At 68.8% G+C, this 12,843-nt stretch carries 11 protein-coding genes; 3 read left to right on the top strand and 8 right to left on the bottom strand.

The features are described 5' to 3' along the window. Window positions 1–81: 81 nt before the first annotated feature. Entirely contained in the window at window positions 82–2,619 is a 2,538-nt protein-coding gene (locus VZL07_RS07250; protein WP_426754621.1) for a heavy metal translocating P-type ATPase, read from the bottom strand. Window positions 2,620–3,175: 556 nt separating this feature from the next. Between VZL07_RS07250 and VZL07_RS07245 the strand changes: the two genes are divergently transcribed. Next, entirely contained in the window at window positions 3,176–3,400 is a 225-nt protein-coding gene (locus VZL07_RS07245; protein ID WP_426754620.1) for a heavy-metal-associated domain-containing protein, read from the top strand. 190 nt (window positions 3,401–3,590) lie between these two features. Here the strand turns inward: VZL07_RS07245 and VZL07_RS07240 are convergent, their stop codons facing one another. Next, window positions 3,591–4,115 carry a DoxX family protein gene (locus VZL07_RS07240; RefSeq protein ID WP_426754619.1) on the bottom strand — a complete coding sequence of 175 codons (525 nt, stop codon included), beginning with the start codon at window positions 4,113–4,115 and terminating at the stop codon, window positions 3,591–3,593. Window positions 4,116–4,203: 88 nt separating this feature from the next. On the opposite strand from VZL07_RS07240, the gene VZL07_RS07235 reads away from it, so the two are divergent. Then, window positions 4,204–4,746 (top strand): TetR/AcrR family transcriptional regulator, encoded by a 543-nt coding sequence (locus tag VZL07_RS07235; RefSeq protein WP_426754618.1) that lies wholly within the window; start codon window positions 4,204–4,206, stop codon window positions 4,744–4,746. 221 nt (window positions 4,747–4,967) lie between these two features. On the opposite strand, the gene VZL07_RS07230 is transcribed toward VZL07_RS07235, so the two are convergent. From VZL07_RS07230 to VZL07_RS07220, 3 genes are all read right to left on the bottom strand, one after another. Next, window positions 4,968–5,549, bottom strand: a complete 582-nt coding sequence (locus VZL07_RS07230) for an imm11 family protein (RefSeq protein ID WP_426754617.1) — start codon at window positions 5,547–5,549, stop codon at window positions 4,968–4,970. 356 nt (window positions 5,550–5,905) lie between these two features. Beyond that, the gene (locus tag VZL07_RS07225) at window positions 5,906–6,583 is read right to left on the bottom strand and encodes a hypothetical protein (RefSeq protein WP_426754616.1); all 678 of its coding nucleotides are present in this window, start codon (window positions 6,581–6,583) and stop codon (window positions 5,906–5,908) included. A gap of 141 nt (window positions 6,584–6,724) precedes the next feature. Then, window positions 6,725–8,020, bottom strand: coding sequence for an AAA family ATPase (locus VZL07_RS07220; RefSeq protein ID WP_426754615.1), 1,296 nt, complete (start codon window positions 8,018–8,020; stop codon window positions 6,725–6,727). A 219-nt stretch (window positions 8,021–8,239) separates the two neighbouring features. Between VZL07_RS07220 and VZL07_RS07215 the strand changes: the two genes are divergently transcribed. Further along, window positions 8,240–9,097 (top strand): DUF2911 domain-containing protein, encoded by an 858-nt coding sequence (locus VZL07_RS07215; RefSeq protein ID WP_426754614.1) that lies wholly within the window; start codon window positions 8,240–8,242, stop codon window positions 9,095–9,097. A gap of 25 nt (window positions 9,098–9,122) precedes the next feature. Here the strand turns inward: VZL07_RS07215 and bshA are convergent, their stop codons facing one another. The 3 genes from bshA to bshC are packed head-to-tail and all read right to left on the bottom strand — an operon-like array spanning window position 9,123 to window position 12,765. Then, a complete protein-coding gene (bshA, locus tag VZL07_RS07210) occupies window positions 9,123–10,286 on the bottom strand; it encodes an N-acetyl-alpha-D-glucosaminyl L-malate synthase BshA (RefSeq protein WP_426754613.1) in 1,164 nt (387 codons plus the stop codon). Then, the gene (gene bshB1 / locus VZL07_RS07205; RefSeq protein ID WP_426754612.1) at window positions 10,283–11,089 is read right to left on the bottom strand and encodes a bacillithiol biosynthesis deacetylase BshB1; all 807 of its coding nucleotides are present in this window, start codon (window positions 11,087–11,089) and stop codon (window positions 10,283–10,285) included. Before bshB1 ends, bshA begins: the two co-directional genes overlap by 4 nt. After that, on the bottom strand, window positions 11,086–12,765 hold the full coding sequence (gene bshC, locus VZL07_RS07200) for a bacillithiol biosynthesis cysteine-adding enzyme BshC (protein WP_426754611.1): 1,680 nt from the start codon (window positions 12,763–12,765) through the stop codon (window positions 11,086–11,088). Before bshC ends, bshB1 begins: the two co-directional genes overlap by 4 nt. Window positions 12,766–12,843 lie beyond the last annotated feature (78 nt).

Raw genomic sequence — 12,843 nt, 5'->3', positions numbered from 1 at the left:
GCGGGGCGCAGGCGCCTCCTCGGCATGGGCGCGCATGGACAACAGCGCCCCGTGGGCATTCCACACGGGGCGCGACCCGGCTCAGGCAGGGTGGAAGCGCCGCAGGCGCAGGGAGTTGGCCAGCACCGAGACGCTCGAGAGCGACATGGCCGCGCTGGCGAGCACCGGGGAGAGCAGCCAGCCCGTCCAGGGGTAGAGCAACCCGGCGGCGATGGGGATGCCGATGACGTTGTAGACGAAGGCCCAGAAGAGGTTCTGCCGGATGGTGCGCAGCGTGGCTCGCGCCAGCCGCAGGGCCCCGGGCAGTCCCGCGACGCCGCCGCGCAGGAGCGCCACGTCCGCGGCCGCCACGGCGATGTCCGTGCCACTGCCGATGGCCACGCCCACGTGAGCTCCGGCCAAAGCCGGCGCATCGTTGATGCCGTCCCCCACCATGGCGACCGTCCTCGCCTGCTCCCGCTGCTGGGCCACCAGGCGCGCCTTGTCCTCGGGCTTCACCTCCGCGTGCACCTCGTGGATACCCAGCTCGCGGGCCACGGCGGTGGCCGTCCTGCGCCGGTCCCCCGTCACCATGGCCACATGGATGCCCATGCCCTGGAGGGCCTCCACGGCAGCGCGCGCGTTGGGGGCGGGCCGGTCCGCCACCGCCACCAGGCCCGCGAGCCTCCCGTCAACGGCCACGAAGGAGGGGGTGCGCCCGTCAGCGGAGAGGCGGTCCGCCTCCTCCTCGAGCGGCAGGGTGGACACGCCCACCTGCAGTAGCCACGCCTCGGTGCCCACCCGCACCCGCCGGCCATCCACCTCGGCCTCCACGCCGAAGCCGGCCTCGGCCCGGAAGGCCGTCGGTTGCTGGAGCGTTACGGCCCGCTCCTTCGCGCCCTCCACCAGCGCGCGGGCCACCGGGTGCTCGCTCTCGCGTTCGACGCTGGCCACCAGCGCGAGCAGCGCCTCCTCGCCCTCTCCCGAGAGGTCCACCACGTCCGTCAACGTCGGCCGGCCCTCGGTGAGGGTGCCCGTCTTGTCCAGGAGCACCGTGTCGATTCGGCTCGCCGCCTCCAGCGCCGCTCCGCCCTTCACCAGCACGCCGAGCTCCGCCCCGCGACCGGTGCCCACGGCCACCGCCGCGGGGGTGGCGAGCCCCAGCGCGCACGGGCAGGCGATGACGAGCACCGCCACGAAGCGCTCCACCGCCGTGGCCAGACCCGCGGACGTCGGGTCCAGGGCCAGCCACACCCCGAACGTCACCGTGGCAATGACCAGCACCACCGGCACGAAGATGCCGCTCACCACGTCCGCCAGACGGGCGATGGGCGCGCGCGAGCCCTGGGCCTGCTCCACCGCCTCCACGATGCGCGCGAGTGCCGTGTCCCCGCCCGTGCGCGTCACCCGGAAGGTGAGGGCGCCGCTCTGATTGAGGGTGCCGCCGAAGACGGGCGCCCCCACGCCCTTCTCCACGGGCATGCTTTCCCCCGTCAGCATGGACTCATCCACGGCGGACTGCCCGCGGACCACCTCCCCATCCATGGGCACCCGCTCCCCGGGCCGCACCAGCACGAGACTTCCCACGGTGAGCGCCTCCACGGGTACGTCCCGCTCGACGTCGCCCTCCACCACGCGCGCCATCTTCGGCTGCAGCGCGACGAGCCCTCGCACCGCATCCGCCAGGCGCTTGCGGGCCCGCGTCTCGAGCAGCTTGCCCAGCAGCACGAAGGTGAGGATGGCCGCGGCCGCCTCGAAGTAGAGGTGCGGCACGACACCGTGTTCCGCGTGGGGGAAGAGCCCCGGCGCCACGAGGGCCACCGTCGAGTAGCTCCAGGCGGCGCCCGTGCCCATGGCCACGAGGGTGTTCATGTCCGCCGCCCGGTGCCTCAGTGCCGCCCACGCCAGACGGAAGAAGCGCCACCCCGGGCCGAAGACGACAGGCGTGGCCAGGAGGAACTGCAGCCACCGGCCCCACGGCCCGTCGCTCCCGGGAATGGCTCCGTGGGACATCGCCACCACCAGCAGCGGCACGGTCAGCACAAGGGCGAGGAGGAAGTCCCTCTTCAGGACCTGTCGCTCCTTCTCCTCCGCAGCATCCGCGGCCTCCGCGCCGCGGGCGGACGCGCTGCCTTCACGGCCCTGCGCGCGCGGCACGTCGGGGACCTGGTACCCGGCCTGCTTCACCGCCTCCGCAAGCTGCGCAGGCGACGTCAGGCTCGGGTCGTACGTCACCTTCGCTCGCTTGAGGGCCAGGTTCACCGACGCGGAGGCGACGCCTCGAACCGCCCCCAGGGCCTTTTCGATGCGCCGCACGCACGCGGCGCATGTCATGCCGAGCACGTCCATTTCCACGCTTTCCGGGCGGACCGCCGGAGCAGGCGCGGGGACCTCATACCCGGCCTCCACCACGGCGCGCGCGAGGACGTCGCGACTGGTGCGCCGCGGGTCATAGAGCACCTGCGCGCGCTGGGTGGCGAAGTTCACCGAAGCTTCTTCTACCCCCTCCACCTTCTGAAGGGCCGTCTCGACGCGGCGGACGCAGCTCGCGCACGTCATTCCCAGGATGGGCAACTCGTCACGCGCACTGGGCGTAGCCCCTCCCTGCACGAGCTGGAGTTTCTGGACCGGGGTCTGCATGCCTCGCACTCCTGTGGTTGCGCAGCGGCGAAGCTGCCGCTCATGCCCCGGATGACGCGTCCCCCTTTCCGTCCATTACAGCCCGACGAGGGCCTCCCTTGAGCCCCGAAGCTGGAGGAACTGCAGCTGGAGACGGGATGCCCGCCGGGCGGGCGGACAGCCGCCTTCTTGGGACTGGCACTGACGTTGGTGGCGGGGGAGGGCTCGGCGCATGCGCCGGATAGCTCCCGAGTACATGACGATGGGCGCGACGGGCAGGCATCACGCCCAACGGCCTGCCCAGGCGGGGCGGCCACGGGCCGTTCAGCTTCATCGACATGGGCGGGATGTCCACCGTGCTCCAGGTGCGCGGCAACCCGCGACCCGAGGACCACGATGGTTGGTACCAGCACCCAACGAGCACCGTGGCTGGGCCGGCCAGTGCGGCCCGGATGCGCGCGGACGGCATCGACGTGCTCAAGGGGGCAGCACCTGTAATGCACGCGGCGATGCCGCGTCCTTTCAGTGGGGCGGGCGAGGTGCTCCGCCCCGCTCACCTGATGAAAGGACGAAGTCCATGCGCAGCTCGCAGCGAATCACCCTCGCGGTCTCTGGAATGACGTGCAACTCCTGCGTGCGCCACGTCACCGAGGCGCTCCACAACCTGGAGGGCATCGGTGACGTGGAGGTGCAATTGCAAGAGGGCAAGGTGCACGTGCAGCACGACCCGTCCTCCGCCTCGCTCACGGCCATGGTGGAGGCGCTACGCGACGCCGGCTACGAGTCCACGCCAGCGGCGTGAAGCCTCTTGAACGAGCGACAGGCGGTAGGTCTCGCGAGTCGAAGCCCCCGCCTGACGCCCAACAGGTCAGCGCAGCGCCTGCTGTGGCCTGACTGCTGGGGGCGAGTCAGACGAGCTGCCTCAGCGGGTGCATCAAGGACCCGAGTCCCCCAGCTCGCAGAAGCTCCGTGCCGCTCATGGGCGGCAGCGCTCACGATTGCCTGACAGGTGAAAGAGACAGGTGGGGGGAGCGCCGACGGGCGCGGACGTCATGCACCACGACGGCCATCGTGGCGGAGAGGAAGACAATCTGCATCAAGGTCCGGGGCAGGAGCTGGTCATAGGGCGCTGTCATGACGCCCGCGATGGCCGCGTAGACGTTGGCCGGGAACATCAGGACGAGCAGGACCGAGAGACATGCGGCGGCGAGGGGGGCCGTGCGCCGCCAGAGCAGGCCAGCGGCCCCCAGCAGTTCGAGCACGCCCGTCACCGTGACAATCAATCCTGGCGCCGGCAGCACAGGGGGGACCATCCGGATCATGTCCTCACGCATTCCGATGAAGTGGGCTCCTCCCGTCAGCAGGAACATCACGGCGAGCCCGCCGCGAAGCGGCACCACCCAGGGCCTGAGCCGTTTCACGCCCAGGGCCCCCAACGTGAGCAGCACGAGTGTGACAACGACGAGTGCGATGAGCGGCTCCATCCACAGCTCCTTGCGAGCGTTCAATCTTTCCATTGGAAAGATTCATTTCGATGGGGAACTTGTCAATGGAAAGATGCGATAGGGTGGGCAGGTGACGCGTCGCTCCTATCATCACGGTTCCTTGCGCCGAGCCCTGCTCGACACGACCATCGCGGCCATCCAGGAGGGCGGGCCTGCCGGCCTCAGCCTGCGCGACCTGGCGCGGCGAGCGGGGGTCTCACACGCTGCGCTGACCCATCATTTCGCGGACAAGGCGGGGCTGCTCACGGCGCTCGCCGAGGAGGGCTACACCCTGCTCGCGGACGAGCTGGCCGCCGAGCGCGAGCGCTCCAGGGACTTCGTCGAGCTGGGTGTGGCCTACGTGCGGTTCGCCATCCGGCACCGCGCGCACTTCGAGGTCATGAATCGCCCGGACCTGTACAACCGGGACGATTCGGCGCTCGTCGCCGCGCAGGCTCGCGCGGAAGCGGCCCTGCACCAGGGGCTCTCCAGCCTGGCCGGGGGGCGGTTCGAGAAGGATGAGCGGCTTGCCGCGCTCGCCGCGTGGTCCATCGTGCACGGCTTCGCTTCACTGTGGCTCAACGGCATGGTGCCCGCAGAGTTCGCCAACGACCCGGACGCCTCTGCTCGCGCCGTCGCCGAGTTGCTCATCCGCAGGAGGTGATGGCCAGGGTTCACCTCGGGCCCGTGCGTACGAGCCGAGCTCATGAAGTCGTGGGTGAGAAGGCGATACCTCCGTGAACTTCACCCCCGTTGCCTTCATGCGCTCCAGGGCGTCCTTGAGTTCCTCCGAGACGATGAGCGCTCCCGTCCAACCCTCGGGCCCTTCGCTTCAGTCCGCCACCCTCACCAGCGCCCCTATCCGTCTCATGCTCAGAGGAGGGGTCAGGTGGGGGCGTGTTCGATTTCCTCGAGTACAATCCCCCAGCCTTCTTCTGGACGGTTCTCCTTGAGCGCTGTCTTTATTGTTTCGTCAATGACCAGGACGCTGGGGGATTCCGCCAGTCTGAACATATGCAGCCCGCGCGCCTTGGTCGCATCCAGCACGATTTGCTTGAATGACACCAAGGGGACGTCCGGCCCTCCCGTGCCTGCCTCCATCAAGACGTCGAAGGATGATCTCTGCATATCTGCGGCCGTTGTTATTCCGAGCACATTGAACAGAAAGAACCCCGTGCGTTGTTTCTGGGTCTCTGGGTTGATGAGAAGCGCTGGGAATACCTGGAAGTTGGTGACGCCGGCCTCGCGCAGCACTTCGATGAAGCGCTGACTGACGATGACGGCCCCGCCGCTCATGAAGTGTTGGCACGGTTCGTCGTCAGGGGTGCTTATTTCGAAGATCAATTCTGGCAGTACGTCGGCCTCGACCCGCTTCCCCGCCATGATGCTTTCATCTGGTAGGGTGGGGCCGGCGGTAATGCCATGGTCAAGGAAGTAGTCTTCGGATAGCTGATAGTACTTGCTCATGCACTTCTCTTTGTGGCTCCGGCGGATTGTCTGATGCACCAGGGGGCGTGTGGAGGAGGCGAGCATGGCGCCCCAGGCCCGGGCCCCGGCGAGGCAGGCGTCGAGGAAGGAGAGGACACGAGCGTGGGCTGGGCGGTGCTGCTCCAGTCGGACACGCGCGGTGTGGGATTGGTCTCGGGCGGCGAACCGTGACTGCTCTGCGAATGGCCCAGATACGAGAAACAGCCCACCAGGCTTCACCTTTCGACACTGCCCGCCAATATGTCCCTGAAGCCACTCGTACGCCGCACCATGCTGCGCTGGCGCGTCGGTTTCACCTGAGCTGTCCTCTCGGATTGAGGCCAGAACGTATTGGGTCAATGAGTCAGGCCTGTCTTGTCGTGAATTTTGTCGTCAGGCGTGCCAAGATATCCATCCTGGCCTGCGAATTTGAATATGTATCCGCGATCCGGATCTGGGGTGTATTGGATTTTGGTCTTCCCGAGGAGTGATATTTCGTTTTCGATTTGAGGGTACTCCTCACTGAGCCTTGTCAGGGTGTCGGGGTATGCGCCATGGGTCTGGCGATACGCCTCGACGGCGTTGATGATTTTCCTGGCGGAAACGCCGGCGAGCTTGCCTTGGTCGTACAGTGGGAGTTGAGAGGGCTCTGCCGCCATTTGTTCGATCTGTGTTCGATCGAGCCTGTTGATGATTCCGCTTCTTGCGAGGAATAGCAGCCTCTTGGCTGCGAGGGAGTTGTCGTCGGTTGCAAGGGCGCGTTCAAGGAGGCCGTATTCGAACTTCTGCTGCTCAAGGCTTGCATTCCAGTAGCCTTGCAGGCCTGCGCCCAACCCTGTTCCTAGAACGCCGAACAATGCTGAGAAAATCGCTACGATAACAGGCGATGATAACGCAGCGGTCTTTCGAGTGTTCTCCTGCTCCCTTCTCTTGAACTCCAGCTCGGCCTCCCTGAGCCGCAGTTCGCCTTCGACTCTCAGCCGTTCCAAGTCAGGGTAGGACGAACTAGAAGGACCAGAGGTGGGGCCAGTCATCTCGCTCTCTCTTGTCTGGCAGGTTGTCGTTCAAACAATACCAGCTTGATTGAGATGGTGTCATCCGGGGGCGGCTAACGACCCCCGTACGGGGTTTCCCTGCCAGGGGTTGGCCGGTTCATGTGCAGGTGCTGGGGAAGGTCACCAGAACAGGTGCTGGCGCAGCAGCTCCGCCAGCGGGTGCGCTCCCAGGCCGTGTGCGTCGAAGAGCCGGCCCGCGGCCTCGTGCGTGGGGTTCCTCCACGCGATGCGCTCCGGGCCGTCCTCGCGCGTGTTGCCGCATAGCAGGAGCGACGCCCGCAGCGCCTCGGCGGAAGAAAAGAGGATGTGCTCGAACGGCAGCGGGCTCTGGCTCGCGAGGAACACCTGCCTCGCCCCCAGCTCCCGCATGGCGGCCTCCACCCAGCGCGGGTGCAGCCCATTGGCCAGCTCGTCCGCGATGGCGAAGTCCTCATTCACATCCAGGTAGTACAGCAGCGACAGCAGGCGCTTCTGGCCAAAGCCCAGCGCTTCGTGCGTCACCTCGCGGCCGTCACGGCGCCTGAACTGGAACCCGAAGCCACCGAAGCCCACGCGCCCGCCATTCTCGAACGGGCGCTTCTCCAGCACCTCCACGCGGAAGCGCCCCGCCTCGAAGTCCGCCAGCGCAACGAAGCGCGCCAGGAAGCTGCTTTCGCGCGCATCGTGCGTCAGCTCCAGTACGTCCGCCGGAGGTGCCTCTTCCACGCGCTCGCGCAGCCAACCCGGCATCCACGTGGGCAGCGCCATCAGCCCCAGTGGGAACACTTCGCCGTCCCGCACCTCCATCGCGTAGCGGATGGCGCCGATGCGCTCGAACATCCCCAGCGCCTCATCGAAGCGCTGGGGCGCCAGCAGGAAGGTGCGGCGCAGCAGGTCCTTGAGCCGGTCCTTCATGCCCGCGTCGATGTACTGCGCCGTCATGAACAGCAGCGTCCATACAGAGCGGTCCAGCAAGCTCCAGTGCATGCTCCGCGACCACACGGCCTCGCCGTCCACCTTGCAGTCGATGCCCTCCGCGTCCGCGCGCATCACCAGCCGCGCCGAGGGCGAATGAAACTGCACGTCCACCTCGATGCGAGGGTGCAGCGCGGACTCGGCCGTCACGGGCGTGCGCAGGGGCATCAGCTCGGCGCCCTTGCGGACCGGCGCGTCCGGGTCTGGCGGCGGAGCGTTCCGCTCGTTCCGGACGAAGACGTGCAGCTTCATGCCCGGAAAGGCCAGGTCGTACTCCAGCGCGAAGGGCTCGTGGATGAGGCCGGAGAAGTCCGAGCCCAGCACCGTGGAGATGAGCTCCAGCAGTGTCGTCCGCCCGGTGCCGTTCTCCCCCAGCACGAGGTTGTACGACGGGCTGAACACCAGCGAGGTGCCAGGGACGACGTTCCGGTAGTGGTGGACCTCGAGCCGCGTGAGCTTCATGGGACTCCCTGGCGCGCAGCATGGCCAGTGTGGGCGCGCGGGGGAACCACGACGTGCTCCGGAATGTCCACCGCCGTTCGTGTGTAGAGGGTGCCCGAGCCCCTCCCTGGACGGCCGCCTCATGACGCGGTGCAGGCCGAGGTCAAACGTGAGGTGGAGCCAGACCTCGTCTATACACTCCGCCGGCTCTGCGACCCCTCCGGGTCGGGAAAGGACGAAGTGAGGACGATGCGGAACGTGATTTTCAGCGGAGTGGCCTCCGCGCTGATGACCCTGACGGCGATGCCCGCGCTGGCGCAGCTCAAGCTGCCGGCCCCCAGCCCCGCCGCGAAGGTGACGCAGGAGGTGGGTGTCTCCGAGATTTCCGTCGAATATTCCAGCCCCGCCGTGAAGGGCCGGAAGATCTGGGGCGAGCTGGTCCCCAATGACAAGCCGTGGCGCAGCGGCGCCAACGCGGCGACGAAGATTACCTTCAGCCACCCCGTCACCTTCGGCGGCAAGGCCGTGCCGGCCGGCTCCTACGCCATCGTCAGCCTGCCCTCGCAGAAGGGCTGGAAGGTGATGCTCAACACGGACCTGGGCCTGTGGCGGGGCGGCGCGCCGTATGACGCCTCGAAGGACGTGGCCTCGGTGAACGCCACCACCACCGCGATTCCGTCGCGTGAGCGCCTGACGTACGTCTTCTCCGACACCACCGACACCGGCACGCGCCTGGACCTGGAGTGGGAGAAGCTGCGCATCTCCGTGCCCATCCAGGTGGACACGGCCACCTTCGCGAAGGCGAACATCGAGCAGGCGCAGAAGAGCACGGCCGGCATGCACGCGAGCGCGGCCTCCTACGTGGCGGAGACCACCAAGGACTACGCCGCCGCGCTGAAGCACGCGGACGCGGCCGTGGCCGCCAACCCCACCTGGTACAACCACTGGATTCGCGCGGACGTCCTGTCGCGCATGGGCAAGTACGCGGATGCCCGCAAGGCCGCGCAGGCCGCGTGGGACCTCGGGCAGAAGGACAAGAACTTCTTCTTCCGTGACCAGGTCTCCAAGGCGCTGGCGGACTGGAAGAACAAGAAGTAGCCCGGTGTGCTCCGGGGCTCCTGCGTCAGCGACGGAGGGGCCCCGTGAGCAGCCGGCGGTAGAGCGCCTCGTACCGGTCGATGGCGGGCTCCTTCTGGAAGTGCTCCAGGACATGGGCCCGCGCCCGGCGCGAGAAGCCCGCCCAGCGCTCCGGAGTCTCGACCAGGGTGAGCACGTGCCCGGCCATGGCCTTCACGTCACCCAGGGGTGCCAGGAAGCCCGTCTCCCCGTGCCGCACCAGCTCCGGGATTCCGCCCAGGTCGCTCGCCACCACGGGGATGCCGCAGCTCAGCGCCTCCAGGGCAGCGAGCCCGAAGCTCTCCTGCTCGCTGGGGAGGAGGAAGACGTCGGCCGCGGCGAGCAGCTCCTCGAAGCGGTCCTGCTTGCCGAGGAAGGCGACGCGGCCCTCCAGGCCCCGCTCGCGCAGCATGCGCTCGGCGGGAGAGCGCTCCGGGCCGTCCCCAATCATCACCAGCCGGCAGGGCCGCTGCGCGTGGACCTCGGTGAAGATGGCGACCACGTCGGCGATGCGCTTCACCGGCCGGAAGTTGGAGATGTGGATGAGCACCGGCTCGTGCTCGCGCAGCGCCGGGAAGAGCGCGCGCAGGCAGGCGCGGTCGCGCACCGGCGCATAGCGCGCGGTGTCCACGAAGTTGGGGATGACGTCGATGGGGACGCTCTCCGGGATGTCGAAGCCCCGCCACGTCTCGCGGCGCAGGTAGGCCGACGGCACCGTCACCGCGTCGCTGCGGATGATGGAGAAGCGCGTAATCGGCAGGTAGCTGGGGTCGATGCCCACCAGCGTGGTGTCCGTGCCGTGCAACGTGGTGACGACGCGCGGGGCCTTGTGGCCCAGCACCTCGCGCGCCATCCACGCGGCGGTGGCGTGGGGCACCGCATAGTGGACGTGCAGCACGTCCAGGCGCTCGTAGTTGGCCACCTCAATCATCTTGGAGGCCAGCGCGATGGGATAGGTGCTGGACTGCTGGAGCGCCGGGTAGTCGCTCTCCGTCACCTCGTGGAAGAAGACCTTGCGGTTGCTCCCGTGGAGCCGCACCGGCAAATCGCGCGCGATGAAGTGGACGCGGTGACCCCGGTCGGCCATGGCGAGGCCAATCTCCGTGGCGACCATGCCGCTACCGCCAAAGGTCGGAAAGCAGGTGATGGCCACGTTGAGCGGGGCATTCATGTGCGTGCCGGGAAGAACAGGGGCCTCGCGAAGCTATTCCTGCGGAAGTGCTCGAGCGGGTCTGCCAGCCCCAGCGCCTCGCGCACGACATAGGGCTCGCCGTGGGAGACGCCAATCTGCGCGCCATAGAAAGCGTCCCTCGCCTCCAACGACGACAGCGACAGCGGCGAGCCCACCAGCGTGGGTGGCGCATCCGGGCGGGGCTGCACCTGGCTGGCATAGCAATGCACCGCCGCCAGCTTGCGCTCATAGACGGCGGAGACGTCGACGACGAAGCTGGGCTCCGCCAGGTGCCGCAGCGGGTAGTAGAGCACCTGCCGCGGCGTGAAGGGCTCCGAAGCGGGCTCGGCGTCGAACTTGCGCACGCTTGCGAAGAAGAGGGCGCGTGTCACCAGCGCGCTGGTGGCCTCGTGGTCGGGGTGCCGCTCCTTCTCCCACGGGACGATGACGAGCTCCGGCCGCAGGCGCCGCAGCGCCTCCACCACGCGGGCCACGGCGGCGGTGCGCGCGCGCTCGGGTTCGGGGGTTTCGAAGCCGGACCATGGATTGACCCAGCCGTCGGGCAGCTCCAGGTTCTCACGGTGGGCCAGCCCCAGCGCGCGGGAGGCAGCCTGCGTCTCCTCGGCGCGGGATTGCGGCGTGCCGCGCGAGCTCTTCTCCCCGCGCGTCAGGTCGACGATGCCGGTGCGGTGGCCCCGGGCGGCCATGCTCGCCAGGAGCCCGCCGCAGAACAGCTCCACGTCGTCCGGATGCGGACCGAAGGCGAGGACGTCGATGCCGTAGGTCGTTCCCGCGGTGCTCATGGCGTCAGGTCCTTCTGGTCGCCGGAGAAGGGCACACACGCGTCCAGCACCATCCGCGTGAAGGCGCGTGTGCCGATGCGGCAGGCGAAGTAGGGCAGCCCCAGGACGCGCTCCTGGGGCGCATCGTCCGGAAACAGGAAGGTGCGCAGCCGGTCCACCCGCTCGGCGGCGGTGGCGTCACGGCGGGCGAGCGCGCTGCGGTAGCGGCCCGTCAGCCGGGACACCGCGACGCGCACCGTGGCCCGCGTGCGCTGGAGCGCGTCCTGGAGGTTCGCGTCCAGCGCCGTCACCGGCCCGGCGAGCTCCTCCAGCTGCGAGGCGAAGGTGCCGAACAGGCGCGCCTCCAGGGCCTCGGGCGTCTCCAGGAGCTCGGGCGCATCGCGCGTGGCCAGCTTCGTCAGCAGGGCGTCGCGAGGAACATTGACCTCGTCGGCATGGAGCCCCAGCTTGCCCAGCCACCGGCGCGTGCGGTCGTCGAGCACCCGGAAGCCGGCCCTGGGAATGGCCAGCGGCATGGGCAGGCCCGCGTGCGCATAGAGCGGCGCCAGTTGCGCGAAGTAGGCCAGCTCGCCGGGCCCGCCGACATACGCCGCCGTGGGGAGCCAGGTGTCCTGGAGCAGGGGACGCAGGAGCGCGGAGGTGGTGAAGCGGAGGGGCTCGCGCTCCAGCGCGGTGTGCAGCGCGTCCTGGCGGATGGAGGCACTGTCCGGGTGGCCCACGAGGCTCCAGGCGTCGGGGCCTGCCGGGTCCAGCCGGTAGCGTGGACCGTCGACCGCGTCCGGCGAGAAGAAGCTGAGGGGCGCGCCCGGGCGGATGTGGACCTGCACCGCGAAGCCCGCGGCGGAGAGCGCCTCCACGCGGACCGCGAGCGCGGCGGAGAGCGCCGCGGCTTCCTGGAGCGCGAAGCGGTGCACGGGGGCGGCCAGCGGTGCCAGCCGTGCGTCGCGCGGGTCGAGGAAGAGGAGCCCTTCTTCGGCGAAGAGGGACGAGAGGACGTCGGCGAAGGCTCCCGCGAGCGTGGCTTCGGGACGGTAGGCCCGCTCCAGCAGGGAGAGGTGTTCCTCCGCGTGGGGCTCGGCGCACAGCTCGGCGCGGAGGGCGGCCAGGGCGGGGAGGACGCTCGGGCCGAGGTGGCGGTGGGCGATGGGCGCTCGAGACGTTGCTGCATCCGGAAGCTCGAGCGCCAGTCGACATGGCCCGCCGCCCGGGCGTGGGATGACACAGTGGTCAATCTCCGGCAGGTCGTGGTCCTCCGTCTGGAGCCAGAAGATGGGGACGCAGGGGCGGCCGGTTTCTTCCTGGAGCGCGCGCGCCGTGACGATGGCGGAGGCGGCCTTGTAGAGCGTGTACAGCGGGCCGAGGAAGAGGCCCATCTGCTGGCCCGTCACCACCGCGACGGTGCCGGGCCGGGCGAGCAACGCGAGGTTACGCTCACGCGCGGGACTGGGCGCGAGGCGCGCGTTCTGTGCCCCCAGCACGTCGAGCAGCACGGGCGACACCGTTCGCGACGCGGCTGCGGCCACGGCCCGGGCGCGGGCTTCTCGGTGTCGGTAGTCATCGGGAAGGAAGGAGAGCGCTTTCGCATCTCCTCGAAGCCACGCGGTCGAGAACGAGGACGTCACGGCATGCCGTGATAACAGGTCGCCGCTGGCATGCCACCAGAAGTGCGGGCCCACACGTCATGTGCGGCCGTGCCGGCATGCGTCACCTCACAGCGCACGCAGCCCGCGCGCGTGCGGGAGTCATGTTGTAGG

Source organism: Pseudomyxococcus flavus, from assembly GCF_050038885.1.
Taxonomy (GTDB): Bacteria; Myxococcota; Myxococcia; order Myxococcales; family Myxococcaceae; genus Myxococcus; species Myxococcus flavus.
Note: the sequence above shows the minus strand (reverse complement) of the source record. Positions and strands in the feature narration are given on the sequence as shown.